This is a genomic window from Deltaproteobacteria bacterium, from assembly GCA_020848745.1.
Taxonomy (GTDB): Bacteria; Desulfobacterota; Binatia; order UTPRO1; family UTPRO1; genus UTPRO1.
This window is the reverse complement of record JADLHM010000032.1, coordinates 1-15011: the sequence shown is the minus strand read 5'-3', so window position 1 is coordinate 15011 and position 15011 is coordinate 1. Positions and strand designations below refer to the sequence as shown.

At 71.1% G+C, this 15011-nt stretch carries 15 protein-coding genes; 4 read left to right on the top strand and 11 right to left on the bottom strand.

The features are described from left to right. The 11 genes from IT293_04620 to IT293_04570 form a co-directional block, all read right to left on the bottom strand. Positions 1 to 1204 (bottom strand): hypothetical protein (locus IT293_04620; GenBank protein MCC6763929.1); only part of this gene is annotated, 1204 nt, incomplete at its 3' end. A gap of 112 nt (positions 1205 to 1316) precedes the next feature. Beyond that, entirely contained in the window at positions 1317 to 2255 is a 939-nt protein-coding gene (locus tag IT293_04615) for an SDR family NAD(P)-dependent oxidoreductase (GenBank protein MCC6763928.1), read from the bottom strand. Continuing rightward, positions 2252 to 3433: a steroid 3-ketoacyl-CoA thiolase gene (locus IT293_04610; protein MCC6763927.1), complete on the bottom strand. Its 1182-nt coding sequence runs from the start codon at positions 3431 to 3433 to the stop codon at positions 2252 to 2254. Before IT293_04610 ends, IT293_04615 begins: the two co-directional genes overlap by 4 nt. Positions 3434 to 3441: 8 nt before the next feature. After that, a complete protein-coding gene (locus IT293_04605) occupies positions 3442 to 4611 on the bottom strand; it encodes a lipid-transfer protein (GenBank protein MCC6763926.1) in 1170 nt (389 codons plus the stop codon). Positions 4612 to 4615: 4 nt separating this feature from the next. Then, positions 4616 to 5041: a hypothetical protein gene (locus IT293_04600; protein ID MCC6763925.1), complete on the bottom strand. Its 426-nt coding sequence runs from the start codon at positions 5039 to 5041 to the stop codon at positions 4616 to 4618. Beyond that, positions 5038 to 6156 (bottom strand): acyl-CoA/acyl-ACP dehydrogenase, encoded by a 1119-nt coding sequence (locus tag IT293_04595; protein ID MCC6763924.1) that lies wholly within the window; start codon positions 6154 to 6156, stop codon positions 5038 to 5040. The genes IT293_04600 and IT293_04595 overlap by 4 nt, the downstream gene beginning before the upstream one ends. A 5-nt stretch (positions 6157 to 6161) precedes the next feature. Continuing rightward, positions 6162 to 7139: a bifunctional MaoC family dehydratase/OB-fold nucleic acid binding domain-containing protein gene (locus tag IT293_04590; protein MCC6763923.1), complete on the bottom strand. Its 978-nt coding sequence runs from the start codon at positions 7137 to 7139 to the stop codon at positions 6162 to 6164. 23 nt (positions 7140 to 7162) lie between these two features. Next, positions 7163 to 8347 carry an acyl-CoA dehydrogenase family protein gene (locus IT293_04585; protein ID MCC6763922.1) on the bottom strand — a complete coding sequence of 395 codons (1185 nt, stop codon included), beginning with the start codon at positions 8345 to 8347 and terminating at the stop codon, positions 7163 to 7165. Positions 8348 to 8686: 339 nt separating this feature from the next. Next, the gene (locus IT293_04580; GenBank protein MCC6763921.1) at positions 8687 to 9253 is read right to left on the bottom strand and encodes a hypothetical protein; all 567 of its coding nucleotides are present in this window, start codon (positions 9251 to 9253) and stop codon (positions 8687 to 8689) included. Further along, entirely contained in the window at positions 9250 to 9921 is a 672-nt protein-coding gene (locus IT293_04575) for a hypothetical protein (GenBank protein ID MCC6763920.1), read from the bottom strand. Before IT293_04575 ends, IT293_04580 begins: the two co-directional genes overlap by 4 nt. A gap of 115 nt (positions 9922 to 10036) precedes the next feature. Beyond that, entirely contained in the window at positions 10037 to 11635 is a 1599-nt protein-coding gene (locus IT293_04570) for a fatty acid--CoA ligase family protein (GenBank protein MCC6763919.1), read from the bottom strand. On the opposite strand from IT293_04570, the gene sufS reads away from it, so the two are divergent. The 4 genes from sufS to IT293_04550 all read left to right on the top strand — a co-directional run. Continuing rightward, a complete protein-coding gene (sufS, locus tag IT293_04565; GenBank protein ID MCC6763918.1) occupies positions 11634 to 13004 on the top strand; it encodes a SufS family cysteine desulfurase in 1371 nt (456 codons plus the stop codon). The genes IT293_04570 and sufS overlap by 2 nt on opposite strands. Next, positions 13001 to 13420: an SUF system NifU family Fe-S cluster assembly protein gene (locus IT293_04560; protein ID MCC6763917.1), complete on the top strand. Its 420-nt coding sequence runs from the start codon at positions 13001 to 13003 to the stop codon at positions 13418 to 13420. The genes sufS and IT293_04560 overlap by 4 nt, the downstream gene beginning before the upstream one ends. A gap of 39 nt (positions 13421 to 13459) precedes the next feature. Then, complete coding sequence (locus IT293_04555; GenBank protein MCC6763916.1) at positions 13460 to 13762, top strand: hypothetical protein; 303 nt, start codon at positions 13460 to 13462, stop codon at positions 13760 to 13762. 30 nt (positions 13763 to 13792) lie between these two features. Beyond that, positions 13793 to 15011, top strand: a 1219-nt coding sequence (locus tag IT293_04550) for an AMP-binding protein (GenBank protein ID MCC6763915.1), incomplete at its 3' end; no start/stop codon positions are given.

The window sequence follows — 15011 nt, the reverse complement described above, 5'->3', positions numbered from 1 at the left end:
GTCCGCCAAACGTACACGACTGAAGGGGATCGGAGCCAACCCGCGTGGCCTCCCTTGTCGATATACGCTCCGCGAAGGGCAAGGCGGCTAGCATTCTGGGATTTTCGCAACTGTCGTGCTCTGGTGCGACAATGCGGTTCAAAACGATGTCAACTCCGCCCGTGCTAGAACCAGCAGCAACGGGCACTATGGCGGCGACTTCAGGATCATCAGGCGGATTCATGGAAGACTCTGATGCTCCGCTGTAATACTCCGGAAGCCCCGGAAGCTCGGCAGGCGGATCGAGCGGACCGACTCCTGAGCCGCTTCGGAATCGCGGATCCACCGGCTCCACTTCAAGCGTGTACGCTCCTGGCGGCAACCCTGCGATCTCAAACTGCCCCTCGAGCTCATCGTCCGGAGGTCCCCCATCGCTATCCAGGTTGAATTGCGCTCCGGACGAATATCCCACTGCGGTGACACGAGGATCGTCGGTCTTACGTGCCACGACGAACGCGCCCTGAAACGGGCTGCCGCTTGAGCGCAGAACGCGACCCTTGATCGCTCCGTAGGACGTGCCGAACGACCCGCGAGGGTACAGCATCGAGATCGCCACACGGTCATCGAGGTGAAGCGACAGAGCTTCAGCATCGTTGACGAGAAAGGGAAACATCGTCGCCACCGCACTGTCGTTCCCGGCGTTCTCGTCGAACGCTTCGATGAGATTGATCTGCGAATGATCCAGATTGAGGAAATGCCCAAATTCGTGGACCATCACGCTATCGAATGCGACGAGGCTTATCTCCGGGTTCTTCGATGTCGCCGTGCCGTCGATCCACCGCCCGTTGAGCAGCGCGGCGCCACCAGTGATGCTCGGGGGCACCATGGAGCCACATTCGGGTCCCGCAAATCCGAGGATGCTGTTGCGCGCATCGTTTCCAAACAACTCATCAACAATCGCGCCATCCGTATCGAAGATGATCGGATTCAATCCGTCATCGCAGTTGCCGAGGTAGTCGAGATATGTCGTTCGCGTAACATCGGTCGGCAAGAGGCCGGCATTTTTGAAAGCAACCTGCGCAGTCGACACTGCGGCCCACACAGCAAAGCTTGCAGTCACGTTCTCGACAGCCTCTTCGACCTCAAGCACCCCTAGCGCCCCACGATCCGGGTTGATTGGAATCGGCGAGTTGCCCCACGCGAGCGCAGTGCCAGCACCGTTCACGATCAGAGGTCCCGCAGCCCACGCTGTACCGGACAAGACCATGGCACCGACCAGTATCGCCATCGCGATTGAGGCCCGCATAGTCACCCCCTAGGAGTCGCTTAGGGCTCGCTTAGGGCATCACGGTGAAGCCGTCCGTGATCGGGCGGTGCTCGGCGAACCACGGCGCGAGCTTTCGCGCCACCTCCTCGGCCGTCCAGTGGTCCTCGGTCGAGAAGGTCGGCTCGAGCTTCGGCGCGCGGACCAGGGTGATGTCGCGGCCGTAGACGACGAGCACGTGGCCCGAGACGTTGGCGGCGTCCGGGGAGGCGAGGAAGCCGACGAGCGGCGCTACGTGCTCGGGCGCATAGTAGTCGAAGCCCGTGTCGGGCTTCGCGAACATCGCGGCGAGCGTGCCGGAGTCGTTCATGCGGGTGCGGGCGCGCGGCATGATGGCGTTGGCGGTGATCCCGTATTTTTCGAGCACCTGGGCGGCCGACATCGTCATGGCAACGATGCCCGCCTTGGCCGCGGCGTAGTTCGGCTGCCCGGCCGATCCGAAGATGAACGCCTCGGACGACGTGTTGATGATGCGGCCGTACACCGCGCCGCCGGTCTCCTTGGCGTGGTTCCGCCAGTACTCGCTCGCGAAGCGCATGCCGAGGAAGTGCCCTTTCAGGTGCACCCGGATCACGCTGTCGAACTCGTCCTCGCTCATGTTGAAGATCATGCGGTCGCGGCAGAAGCCGGCGTTGTTCACGAGGATGTTGAGGTCGCCGAACTGCTCGATCGCCGTGCCGATCATGGCTCTGGAGTCGTCCCAGACCGCGACGTCGCCGAAGTGCGGGACGGCCTCGCCGCCCATGGCCTTGATCTCGTCGACGACGGCGCGCGCCGGGCCCTCGTCGTGGCCGGAGCCGTCGCCCGCCGTACCGAGGTCGTTCACGACGACGCGCGCGCCGAGGCGCGCGAGCTCGAGCGCCTCCACGCGGCCGAGGCCGCGCGCGGCGCCGGTGACGACGGCGACCTTGCCCGCGAGCGGAGCGCTCGCGGCCGGTGGATTCTTGCTCATCGGAGGCGCTCCAGGATCGTGCCGGTGCCGATCGACGACCCGCAGCACATGCTGATGTAGGCCGTGGTCTCATTGCGGCGTTCGAGCTCGTGGAGCGCGGTGACCAGCAGGCGGCAGCCGGTCGCGCCGACCGGGTGGCCGAGCGCGATGGCGCCGCCGTTCACGTTCAGCTTGTCCATGTCGGCGTCGAAGACCTTGACCCAGGACAGCACGACGGCGGCGAACGCCTCGTTGATCTCGTAGAGGTCGATGTCCGGGAGCTTCATACCCCACTTCTTCATCATGCGTTCGGTGGCATCGATCGGCCCGTCGAGGAGGTAGTAGGGGTCGCTGCCGACCACGACCTCGTGGAGGATGCGCGCGCGCGGCTTCAGGCCGAGCTGCTTGGCGCGCTCGGCGCTCATCCAGAGGATGGCGGCGGCGCCGTCGGAGATCTGCGAGGAGCTCGCCGCCGTGTGGACGCCGCCTTCGACGAGGGTCGGAAGGGTTGCGAGGCCCTCCGCGGTGCTCGCGCGGATGCCCTGGTCGGCGACGATCGTACGCGAGGCGCCGGTCGGGTTGCCGTCGTCGCCGAGCACGGGCGCCTCGATCGGGAGGATCTCGCGCTTGAAGCGGCCCTCCTCGGTCGCCTTGATGGCGAGCTGCTGCGAGCGCAGCGCGAGCGCGTCGCACTCGGCGCGGGTGATGCCGCGCTTCTTGGCGATCCGCTCCGCGGACTGGAACTGGTCCAGGGTGGAATCCCACGGCCAATCGGACGGCTGGAAGAACCCGGGGCCGTGCATGACGTTGGCGCCGAGGCCGACGTGGCTCATGACCTCGACGCCGCACGCGATGCCGACGTCGATGTCCCCGGAGCGGACGAGCGCGTTCACCAGGTTGTTGGCCTGCTGGCTCGATCCGCACTGGGTGTCGACCGTCGTGCCGGCGACGTTGTACTGCTTGCCGCGCGTCAGCCACGCGTTCCGGGCGATGTTGTTCGACTGCTCGCCCGCCTGGGTGACGCAGCCGCCGATGATCTGCTCGACCTCGGCGGGGTCGATCCCGGCGCGCTCGACGACGGCCTCCTGGACCTTCGCCAGGAGGTGCGTCGCGTGGAACGCGGAGAGGGCGCCTCGGGACCCGAACTTGCCCTTGCCGATCGGGGTCCGCAGCGCTTCGACGATGACGGCTTCTCGCATGGTGGTGCTCACTCCTTCCCGAGGATCATGGCGCTCGTGGGGACGCCGACGCCGGCGGTCACCAACACGTGGTCGTTCTTCTTCGGCTGATTGACGGACGTGCCTCGGATGAGGCGCACGCCCTCGTTCACGCCGTTCATGCCGTGGATGTAGGCCTCGCTGAGCTGGCCGCCGTGGGTGTTGGTCGGCAGGCGGCCGTTCCGGCGGAGGGTGCCGTCCTTGATGAAGTCCTTCGCTTCGCCGCGGCCGCAGAAGCCGAACGATTCGATCTGCCAGAGCACGATCGAGGTGAAGGCGTCGTAGATGACCGCGGCGTCGAGATCCTTCGGCCCGAGGCCCGACTGCGCGTAGACCTGCTTCGCGACGAGGTCCATCTCGGGGAGGTGCGAGATGCTCGGCCGGTAGAAGCTCGTCATCGATTCCTGGTCGGCGCCGGCGGCCTGCGCCGCCCCGCGGACGATCGCCGGCTTCTGCTTCAAGTCCTTGGCGCGCTCGACGCTGGTCACGATGGCGGCGCAGGCGCCGTCGGTCTCCTGGCAGCAGTCGTAGAGGCGCAGCGGCTCTGCGATCCAGCGCGCCTCCATGTATTCCTGCCTGGAGAGCGGGCGTTGGTGGAAGAACGCGGCGGGGTTGGTGACGGCGTGGTCGCGGGTCGCGATCGCGACCTCGGCGAGGTCGTCGGCGGTCGCGCCGTACTCGTGCAGGTAGCGCTGCGTGAACATCGCCACCCAGCTCGCCGGCGTCATGAGCCCGTAGGGCATGTACCAGCTCCAGTGGATCAGGTCGGAGGTCGCGACGCCGTCGGCGACGCCCGCGCTGTAGCGCTGGCCGGAGCGGCCGTTCAGACCGCGATAGCAGACGACCACGTCGGCGATCCCGGTCGCGACCGCCATGACCGCGTGCTGGACGACCCCGACCGCCGCGCCGCCGCCGTGCGGGATGCGGTTGAAGAAGGTGAGGTCGCCGATGCCCACCGCCCGTGCCGCCTCGATCTCGTCGGTCGTGTCGAGCGTGAACGTCGTCATGCCGTCGACGTCGGACGGCCGGAGGCCGCAGTCGTCGAGGGCGGCCTTGATCGCCTCCGCCGTGAGCTGCAGCTCCGAGCGGCCGGAGTTCTTGGAGAACTCGGTCTGTCCGATGCCGACGATGGCGGCTTCGTTGTTGAGCGTGGTCGGCATGCGGTCAGCCCTTCGCGCGGGGCAGCGCCACGACGACCGTGCCGGTCACGTGGTCGCCCCAGGCATTGCGTCCGGCGACGTCGACCTCGATCGTGCCGGCGGCGCCGTCCTTCTTCTTCACGACGCCGGTGATCTTCATGGTGTCGCCCGGGAGGTTCGGCGCTCCGAGCTTGATGGCGACGCGCTTCACGACCGCGTTCGGCCCGGCCCAGTCGGTGACGTAGCGGCCGACGAGTCCGTTGGTGGTCAGGATGTTCATGAACACGTCCTGCATGCCTCCGGCCTGCGCGGCCGCCTTGTCGTGGTGCAGGGCGGTGAAGTCGCGCGAGGCGAGGGCGCCCGCCACGATCAAGGTCGTCGTGATCGGGATCGGCAGCTCCGGCAGCGTCGTACCGACGCCGACGTCGTCGAAAGCGAGAGTGGTGGTCATGGGAGCTCCGCCAGGCCGCTCGCGGCCAGGTCGCGTCCGAGCCGGGCCAGCTGCGGCGTCGCGCCGCCGAGCGCCAGCTCGAGGGATTTGGAATGCAGGAAGTAGCGATGGATCGGGTAATCGAGATCGACGCCGATGCCGCCGTGGAGGTGCTGGCAGGCGGCGGCGATGCGCGCGCCGCCGTCGGCGGCCCAGAACTTCGCGACGGCGCACTCGCGCGCGGCCGGACGTCCTGCGGCGACGTGCTCGGCGGCGCGCCATGCCGTCCAGCGCATCGACTCGAGGTCGATGTAGCAATCGGCGAGGCGGTGCTGCACGGCCTGGAACGAGCCGATCGGGACGCCGAACTGGACGCGCTCGCGCACGTAGCGCGCCGTCATGTCGAGGGCGCGCTCCGAGACGCCGAGCTGCATGGCGGAGATCGCGACGAGCGTCGACGCGTACAAGCGCGCCGCGGCGTCGGGCGCGCCGAGCGTGTCGGCCTCCGGAACGGCGACGCCTGCCAGGGAGACGGTGCAGACCGGCTCGCCGGTCGAAAGCCGTTGCGGCGCGAGGCGCACGCCCGCGGCGTGCGGATCGACCAGGAAGACGCGCGTCTCGCCGCCGGCGCGGGCCGGGACCAGGAGGCGCCGCGCGTGTTCCGCGCCAGCCACCCAGCGCTTTTCGCCGGTGAGGATCCAGCCGCGGCCGTTCCGCTCGGCGCGCGTGCCGGGAGCGGTCGGGTCGCTCGAGCCGGCGTCGACGAGAGCGACGCCGAGCTCCGCGTCGCCGGTCGCGACCGGCGGGAGCCAGTCGCGCCGCTGCGCGTCGCTGCCGTCGAGCGCGAGGGCGAGCGCCCCGACGAGGGTCGGGAGGAACGCGCCCGGCGCGGCGACGCGGCCGAGCTCCTGCAGGAGGACGCACGCCTCCAGGAGGCCGAGGCCCATGCCGCCGTGCGCCGCGGGGACCACGAGGCCGAGGAGCCCCGCGTCGGCGAGGGTCGCGACGAGCGCGGAATCGCGCCACGCGCCTTCCCGGTCGAGCCGCTTCAGCCGCTCGACCGTGACCTCCTTCTCGAGGATGCCGCGGGCGAGATCGCGGACCGCCTTCTGATCGTCGGTGAGCTCGAAATCCATCGCGATCAGGTCCCGGCGGGGCGGAAGAAGGGCAACGTCATGCCGCCGTCGACCGGCTCCACGGCGAGCTCGACGCGCATGCCGATCCGCACGTCGGCGGGCGCGCAGCCGATGACGTTCGACACGATGCGCGTGCCCTCGTCGAGCTCGATGACCGCGCAGACCAGCGGATAGTCGTAGCCCGGGAACTTCGGATGGTGCAGGACCGTGTAGCTGTAGACCGAGCCGCCGCCCTTGGCGGACACCTGGTCCCACGCGATCGACTGACAGGAGCCGCACATCGGGCGCGGCGGGTGCCGGAGCACGCCGCACGCCTTGCAGCGCTGGATGGGGAGCGCTCCCGTGGCGAGCGCGTCCCACCACCAGGCGTTGTCGTGGCCGCGCGGCGGCTTGAGGCGCGTCGGCTTCGCGGGCGCGCCGCCGCTCGTCGCGCTCGGCGCCGCCTGCGGTTGTTGGGCGGGCTTGAACTTCAGCACCCGGAAGAGCATGGAGCCGACCTCTTCGCCGTGCTGATCGCGGTACACGTCGCGGGTGTTGATGAAGTAGCCGATCCCGAGCGCCGTCGCCTTCTCCTCGGAGATCGACTCGATGACGGTGGTCGCCGTGATGCGGTCGCCGGGGCGGAGGTAGCGGGCATAGGTCTGGTCGCAGTTGGTCGCGACGACCGACGTGTAGCCGTAGGAGCTCAGGAGCTCGTGCAGCTCGGTCTGCTTGTTCTTCCGCATCTTGGCCGGGTCGGCCATCTCGATGCCCATGAGCGTCCAGCCCTGCAGCATGGTGGGGGGCGCGACGATGCCGCGATGGACGGTGTCGCGGGCGGCCGCGGCGTCGACGTACGCGGGGTTCTGGTCGCCCATGGCGTCGCACCAGTGGCGGATCATCGACTCGTTGACGGGCTCGGGGGCGGGCGTCGGCGGTCCGGTTTCGATGCCGACGTAGGCCTCGAGCGTCCGTTCGAGCTCCTGCTTGGGGTCGCTGCTCATCGTGTGCTCTCCAGGGACCGGGATCAGCGGCGCTGCGCGCGCGGGAGGCCGAGGCCGGCCATCGCGATGATGTCGCGCTGCACTTCGTTCACGCCGCCGCCGAAGGTGAGAGTGGTCGCGCTGCGATACGCGTGCTCCAGCATGCCGCCGAAGAGCGTGCCGGGGGTGCCCTCGGGGACGAGCCCGGCGGCGCCGACGACCTCGAGAAGGAGCCGATAGCACTCGACGAAGAACTCCGTGCCCATGACCTTCACGGCCGACGCCTCGGCCATGGTGGGCATGCCGGCCGTGATCGACCACGCCGAGCGCCAGTTGAGCAGCTTGAGGGCTTCGAGCTTGGCGTAGGCGCGCGCCAGGTTCTGCTGCACCCACGGGACGTCGAGCATGCGACCGCCGTCGGGCGACGCGGTCTCGGCGGCCCAGCCCCATACCTCGTCGAGCAGGCGGTCGGCCATGCCGGGCGTCGCGAGCGTGATGCGCTCGTGGTTCAGCTGCGAGGTCACGAGACGCCAGCCCTCGTGTTCGGGACCGACGCGGTTCGACACCGGCACGCGCACGCCCTCGTAGTAGGTCGCGTTGGTGCGCTCGCCGCCGAGCGTGTGGATCGGGGTCACCGAAAAGCCCGGCGTGGACGTCGGCACCAGGATGATCGAGATGCCCTTGTGCTTCGGCGCCTCGGGATCGGTGCGGGCCGCGAGCCAGATGTAGTCGGCGTCCTGCGCGTGGGTCGTGAAGATCTTCTGGCCGTCGATCACGTAATCGTCGCCGTCGCGGACGGCGCGCGTCGTGAGCGAGGCCAGGTCGGTGCCGGCGCCGGGCTCCGTGTAGCCGACGCCGAAATGCAGCTCGCCCTTCAGGATGCGGGGCAGGAGATCGTGCTTCTGGGCGTCGGTGCCGAACTGCATGATGGTCGGTCCGATGGTGTTGATCGCGATCACCGGCAGCGGCGCCCGGGCGCGGTAGGTCTCGTCCCAGAAGATGAACTGCTCGAGCGGCGTGCGACCTTGGCCGCCGTACTCCTTCGGCCATCCGATGCCGAGCCAGCCGTCGGCGCCCATGCGACCGACGACCTGGCGGTAGACGGGGCCGCCGCAATCCTGGATCTCGGCGTCGAGGGCGGCGCGCAGCTCCGGCGTGAAGAGCGTGCGGTAGTAGTCGCGGATCTGGCGGCGGAGCGCGTGCTGCTCCGGAGTGAAATCGAGGTGCATCGCTCGCTGGTCTCGTCGTGTCTGCGCGGCGGGCGCTAAAAATGAAACATGTTCTAAGAAACGCGCGCACTATGCAGGAATCGGTTCGGCGATGCAACGCGCGCGCCGCAGCTACGCGCGGGGTGGTCGGTCGCTGTGCGGCTCCCGGTCGCTGGAGCCCAGCCCCTACTGCCCGCCGGTGCCACGATGGGTCGGGCACACGCGAGCTGTCTGTCGCCGCACAGCGACCGACCACCCCGCGTGCGTGGCTGCGTCGTGCGCGTGCCTCCCTGTATGGCTGCGGGGTGCGCGGGCCTTCGCGTGTGGCGGCGGTGCGTGCGTCGTCGGTCGGCGGCGTGTTCAGTCGTCGGCGCCGGGAGGTGGGGCGGGCGGACGACCGCGGGGCGGCGGTGGGACGTTGCGCGGCGGCGGGGGCGGTGGCGGCGGCGTGCGATACGCCTCGGCGGCGCGCGAGCTCGCGGGCACGGGCACGCGGTTGCCGCACGCGTACATGCACTGGATGTACGCGGCGTCGTAGCGTTGCTGGATCGACCAGCGGCCGTGGCTCGTCTCGTCGGCGGCGACCGCGCTGCCGCCGAGGAGACCGACGCCTGCGCCGACGGCGGCGCCCATGGCCGGATCGCCCGCGGCGGCGCCGATGGCGGCGCCGGTCGCGGCGCCGACCGCGGTCCCCGCGGCGGCGCCGGTGACGGCGCGGTCGTTGGCGCGTCGCGTGTCGGGCGCGACGCGCGACGCGGCGAACGCGCGGCACTCCTGGTCGTCGTAGTCGAAGGCCTCGAAGGTCTTGCCGCGCCCCGGCATCACCATGACGTTGGGGCCCGGGGGGACGTGGACGCATCCGGCGAACGTCAGGACGGCAACACAGGCGAGGAGCGCGAGGCGTCGCCGCGAGCGCGAGGCGTTCATCGGTCGTCTCCCGCGGGCGGCACCTTGATCCATGCCTCGGGACATTCGGCGATGCGCGGATAGTAGCCGCGCTTGCTTTCGCAGTAGTACCAGTAGCCCTGCGGTCTCCCGGCGCTCTCGTCGGAGCGTTCGACCCACACCTGCTCCTCGCCGGAATAGTCGGGCGGATACGCGGGATAGGGGTAGGCCGGGTAGGGATAGGAATACGAGTACGAGTAATAGGGGTACGACCAGTACGGATGGCCGCCCCAGTACGGGTAGGCTCCCCAGCCCCACCACCACGGGCTCACGCCGAGGTACACGTCGCTGCCGCCGTGGCCGTGCCAGCCGTGGTGGTCGTGGCCGCCGTACCAGCCGCTGCTACTGCCGCCACCATGTCGGCTGCCGCCGCCGTGCCAGCTCCCGCCGCCGCGCCCACCACCGCCGCCGCCACCGCGCCAGCCACCGCCGCCAGCGCCGCCCGGGGCGCCGCCCCGCGGCGCGCTCATGCCGCGCGGGCCGCCGCTCTGGAAGCCCGCTCCGCTGCCGCGCATCCCGCCGCCGCCAGCGCCGCCGTGGAAGCCCCCGCCGCCGCGCGCGCCTCCGGGTCCGCGCTGGGCGTCGGCGGTGGGCGTGCTCGCGACGAGCATCGCCAGCGCAACCGCTGCTGCCAGATGGGGTCGTTGCATGGTCCGTCTCCTTGCGGCCGCGCGGCGTCCGCCGCGCCAAGCGTCCTTCAACCCACGATACGCGTGGGAAGTTGCGTCGGCTACAGGGAGCCGGCGCGCGCCGGGGCGCGGCGGATCAGCGCGCGGCGGGATGCTCGCGGAGCACGAACTTCGTGACCTTGCCGGTCGCGTTCATGGGCAGCGCGTCGACGACCGCGACGCGCCGTGGAACCTTGTAGTTCGCCATGTGCTCGCGGCTCCATGTGATGATCGCCTCGGGCGTCGGCGATGCGCCGGCGATGGGAACCACGAACGCCATCGCGACCTCGCCGAGACGTTCGTCGGGAATGCCGATCACGGCGACCTGTCCGACGCCGGGACAGCCGAGCAGGATGCTCTCGATCTCGGCCGGGTAGCAGTTGAAGCCGCCGGTGATGAACATGTCCTTCAGGCGATCCGTGATGCGGAGATAACCGCGCGCGTCCATGACGCCGACGTCGCCGGTGTGCAGCCAACCGTCGACGTCGATCGCCTCGGCGGTCGCCGCGGGATCGTCGAAGTAGCCGCGCATGACGTTGTAGCCGCGGACGACGATTTCGCCGGCCGTGCCGCGTGCCGCTTCGTGGCCGTCGCGGTCGACGCAGCGGACCTCCACGTCGGGGATCGCGCGCCCCGACGTCGTGGCGATGGTCTCGGGGTCGTCCTCCGGGCGGCACATCGTGACGACGCCGGTCGCCTCGGTCAGGCCGTAGGCGGTGACGATCGTCTCGAGCGCGAGCTCGCGCCGCATGCGGTGGATGAGCTCGACGGGGATCGACGCGGCGCCGGTGACGGCGAGGCGCAAGGTCGAGAGGTCGAAGCGCTCGCGCTCCGGATGCGCCAGGATCATCTGGTAGAGGGTCGGGGGTCCGGGCAGCACGCTCACGCGGTCGCGCGCGATGCGCGCCAGTACCTGCGGCACGTCGAAGACTGGATGGGGGAGGTTGGCCGCTCCGCGGAGCAGGCACGCGAGCCATCCGGCTTTGTAGCCGAAGCTGTGGAAGTAGGGATTCACGATCAGATAGCGGTCGTCGGCGCGGAGCCCGACGACGTCGCTCCATGCCTCGAAGCAGCGGAGGTTCTGGGCGTGGGTGCACATCACGCCCTTGGGCTTCCCGGTGGTGCCGGACGTGAAGAGGATGTCGGCGAGATCATCCGGACGTACGGCGTCGGCGCGCGCCGCGACGTCGGCCGCCGTGATCGCGTCGCCGCTCGCGAGGAAGTCGCCCCACGTCTGGCAGGCGGCGGCCGCGCCGCGCAGCAGGACGACGCGCTCGAGGTCGGGGAGGTCGGCGACGGGCCGCCGCGCGGTCGGGGCGCCGCAGCCGTCGCGGAGGAGGTCGACGTAGCGGTTCCCGAGGAACTCGTCGACGGTGCAGAGCAATCGTGCGCGGCTCTTCGCGAGGATGTAGCCGACCTCGCGCCCCTTCATGCGGGTATTGAGCGGTACGAGGACGCCGCCCACGCTCTGCAGGCCGAGCGCCGCCACGACCCACTCGTGCATGTTGGGCGCCCAGACGCCGACCCGGTCGCCGGGGGCGACGCCCGCGGCGGCGAAGCCGCGCGCCACGCGCTCCGCCGCGACGGCGAGGTCGCGGAAGCGAAGCGTGGCGCCGCCGTCCTCGATGGCCGGTCGATCGGCGAAGCGGGCGGCGGAGGAGGCGAGGAGCGCGGGGATGGTGGACGGCGTCGGCATGGCGCTCCGTGTACGTCGGCGGCGACCGTCGCCGCAACCGCGGCGCGCCGCGGGCCGCGTTGACAACCCCGGGAGCGTGGCCGAGAACCCGCGTGTGCGACCTCGCGCGCGCATCCTCGCCGGGCCCGCGCGTCCGGCCGCGTCCGGCGCCTTCGACGCCGACGCGGCGCGCGCCGACTTTCCGGCGCTCCGGCAGCGCGTCCACGGCCGGCCGCTCGTCTATCTCGACAACGCCGCGACGACCCAGAAGCCGCGCGCGGTGCTGGCGGCGCTCCGCCGCCACTACGTGCGCGACAACGCCAACGTCCGCCGCGGCGTGCACGCGCTCGGCGCGCGCGCGACCGCGGCATACGAGGGCGCGCGGGCGGCGGTCGCGCGCTTCGTCGGCGCGGCCGGTGCCGGGGAGATCGTCTTCACGCGCGGCGCCACCGAGGCCCTGAACCTCGTGGCGCAGAGCTTCGGACGCACGCGCGTCGGCGCGGGCGACGAGGTCGTCGTCTCGGAAATGGAGCACCACGCGAACATCGTGCCGTGGCAGATGCTCTGCCGCGCGGTCGGCGCGACGCTGCGGGTCGCGCCCGTCGACGCGCGCGGGGTGCTCGACGCGGCCGCGTTCGCGGAGATCCTCGGCCCGCGGACGAAGATCGTCGCGCTCGCGCACGTCTCGAACGCGCTCGGGACGCGAAACCCGATCGCGGCGCTGGCGGCGCGCGCCCACGCGCACGGAGCGATCGTCGTGGTGGACGGCGCGCAGGCCGTCGCGCACGTGCCGGTCGACGTCGCCGCCCTCGGCTGCGATTTCTACGCGTTCTCCGGGCACAAGCTCTACGGACCGACGGGCATCGGCGCGCTGTGGGGCCGGGCGGCGCTGCTTACGGCCATGCCGCCGTGGCAGGGCGGCGGGGAGATGGTGCGCTCGGTCGGGTGGGACGAGGTCGTCCACGAGCCGCCGCCGCACCGCTTCGAGGCGGGGACGCCGCCGATCGCCGGCGCGGTCGGCCTGGCGGCCGCGATCGGATATCTCGAGGCGCTCGACCGGGCGGCGCTGGCGGCGCACGAGCGCGACCTCCTCGCGTACGCGGCGGATGCGCTCGCGGCGGTGCCGGGCCTGCGGATGATCGGGGAGGCCCCCGACAAGATCGGCGGGCATTCTTTCGTGCTCGCCGGCATCCATGCGCACGACGTCGCGACCGTGCTCGACGGCGAAGGCATCGCGGTGCGCGCCGGGCACCACTGCGCGCAGCCGATCCTGCAGCGGTTCGGGGTCGCGGCGACGGTGCGTGCCTCGTTCGGCCTCTACAACCGCCGCGCCGACGTCGACCGGCTGATCGCGGGGCTCGCGGTGGTGCGGCGGGTCTTCGGCGCATGAGCGGACCGGCGGACCTCTATCGAACGGTCGTGCTCGAGCACGGCAAGCGGCCGCGCAACGTGGGGACGCTCGCGGACGCGACCCATGCGGCGGAGGGCGATAACCCTCTCTGCGGCGACGCGGTGCGGGTCGAGGTCGAGCGGCGCGGCGACGTGCTCGCGCGGCTCGCGTTCGCCGGCGAGAGCTGCGTGCTCGTGACCGCGTCGGCCTCGCTCATGACCGAGGATCTGCGCGGCGCGAGCGTGGCCGAGGCGCGGCGGCGGGCCGCCGCGATGGAGGCGTTCTGCGCCGAGGGGCGCGGCGACGCCGCGGCGCTCGGCCCGCTCGCGGCGTTCGCCGACGTGCATCGCCATCCCGCGCGCATCGCGTGCGCGCTCCTGCCGTGGCGAACGCTCGTGCGGGCGCTCGACGATTGAAAGCGCCGCGGCGGTTGGTTAAGAAGCCGCATGGCTCAATTGAAAGCGGGCGCCCGCCTGAAGAGCGCCGTCTGTGCGACCGAAGTGATCGTGATCGCGGCGCCGTCCGGGGGCGCCGACGTGCAATGCGGAGGCGCGGCGATGCTGGCCGCCGGCGAAGCGGCGCCCGAGGGCGTCGCGCTCGATCCCGCCGCCGCGGGTGGAACCGCGCTCGGGAAACGCTACGTGAGCGCGAGCGGCGACCTCGAGCTCCTCTGCACCAAGCCCGGGAAGGGGTCGCTCGCCGCCGCCGGAGCGCCGCTCGTGCTGAAAGAAGCGAAGCCGCTGCCGTCCTCCGACTGAGCGGCGCCGTCCCGTCCCCGAGATCCTCCCATGAATCTGATGATGTTGCTCGAGATGGCGGCCGAGGGCTTCGGCGATCGGGTCGCCCTCCAGAACGCCGGTGAGCGGCTCACCTATGCCGAGCTCTTCAAGGCCGCGGGCGCGGCGGCTCACGCCGTCGCCGGCAGCGGGGCCGAGCGCCTCGCGGTGCTCGACGTCAACAGCCTCGCGGTGCCGGTCGGTCTCTTCGCCGCGGCGTGGGCGGGCGTCCCGTTCGTGCCGCTCAACTATCGCTTGACGGGGAAGGAGCTCGACGCGCTCCTCGGCTCGATCGCGCCGGCGTACCTGGTGACGGACGCCGGCCGCGCCGGCGCGCTCGCGTCCGCCGTGCGCGCGGTCGCCGACCGCGAGGGGTTTCTCGCGGCCGCGCGCGCGAGCGCGGCGCGTGCGCCCGAGTGGTCGATGGACGCCGACGCGATCGGCATCCTGCTCTTCACGAGCGGCACGACCGGGGCGCCCAAGGCGGCGGTGCTGCGGCAGAAGCACCTCGTCTCGTACATCTTCGGATCGGTCGAGTTCGGGGCCGCCGACGAGAGCGACGCGGCCCTCGTGAGCGTGCCGCCGTACCACATCGCGGGCATGGCGGCGATCTTGAGCTCCGTCTACTCCGGGCGGCGCGTCGTGCAGCTGTCGAGCTTCGACGCCGAGACCTGGGTCGCGACGGCGCGGGCCGAGCGCGTGACGCACGCGTTCGTCGTGCCGACCATGCTGACCCGCGTCGTCGACGTGCTCGCGCGCGACGGAGCGGCGCTGCCGCACCTCCGCGCCGTGTCGTACGGCGGCGGCAAGATGCCGCAGCCGGTGATCGAGCGCGCCATGGAGCTCATGCCGGCGACCGCGTTCACCAACGCGTACGGTCTCACCGAGACGAGCTCCACCATCACCGTGCTCGGCCCCGAGGATCATCGCGAAGCGGCCGCGAGCGACGATGCGGCGATCCGCCGCCGGCTGGTGTCGGTCGGGCGCGCGCTCCCGAGCGTCGAGATCGAGGTGCGCGACGAGGAGGGCCGGCCGTGCCCGGTCGGCGTCTCGGGCGAGATCCACGTGCGCGGCGAGCAGGTCTCGGGCGAGTACCTCGGCCTCGCGTCGCGCATGACGAAGGACGGCTGGTTCCCGACCCGCGACGCGGGCGCGCTCGACGCCGAGGGGTATCTCTTCCTCGAGGGCCGCATCGACGACGTGATCGTGCGCGGCGGCGAGAACCTGTCGC

Excerpts from the sequence above, each read along its gene's own strand:
- IT293_04575 (MCC6763920.1), bottom strand. The coding sequence starts at position 9,921 with ATGCAACGACCCCATCTGGCAGCAGCGGTTGCGCTGGCGATGCTCGTC.
- IT293_04600 (MCC6763925.1), bottom strand. The coding sequence starts at position 5,041 with ATGACCACCACTCTCGCTTTCGACGACGTCGGCGTCGGTACGACGCTG.
- IT293_04560 (MCC6763917.1), top strand. The coding sequence starts at position 13,001 with ATGAGCGGACCGGCGGACCTCTATCGAACGGTCGTGCTCGAGCACGGC.
- IT293_04605 (MCC6763926.1), bottom strand. The coding sequence starts at position 4,611 with ATGCCGACCACGCTCAACAACGAAGCCGCCATCGTCGGCATCGGACAG.
- IT293_04570 (MCC6763919.1), bottom strand. The coding sequence starts at position 11,635 with ATGCCGACGCCGTCCACCATCCCCGCGCTCCTCGCCTCCTCCGCCGCC.
- IT293_04585 (MCC6763922.1), bottom strand. The coding sequence starts at position 8,347 with ATGCACCTCGATTTCACTCCGGAGCAGCACGCGCTCCGCCGCCAGATC.
- IT293_04615 (MCC6763928.1), bottom strand. The coding sequence starts at position 2,255 with ATGAGCAAGAATCCACCGGCCGCGAGCGCTCCGCTCGCGGGCAAGGTC.
- IT293_04580 (MCC6763921.1), bottom strand. The coding sequence starts at position 9,253 with ATGAACGCCTCGCGCTCGCGGCGACGCCTCGCGCTCCTCGCCTGTGTT.
- IT293_04595 (MCC6763924.1), bottom strand. The coding sequence starts at position 6,156 with ATGGATTTCGAGCTCACCGACGATCAGAAGGCGGTCCGCGATCTCGCC.
- IT293_04610 (MCC6763927.1), bottom strand. The coding sequence starts at position 3,433 with ATGCGAGAAGCCGTCATCGTCGAAGCGCTGCGGACCCCGATCGGCAAG.
- IT293_04590 (MCC6763923.1), bottom strand. The coding sequence starts at position 7,139 with ATGAGCAGCGACCCCAAGCAGGAGCTCGAACGGACGCTCGAGGCCTAC.
- sufS (MCC6763918.1), top strand. The coding sequence starts at position 11,634 with ATGGCGCTCCGTGTACGTCGGCGGCGACCGTCGCCGCAACCGCGGCGC.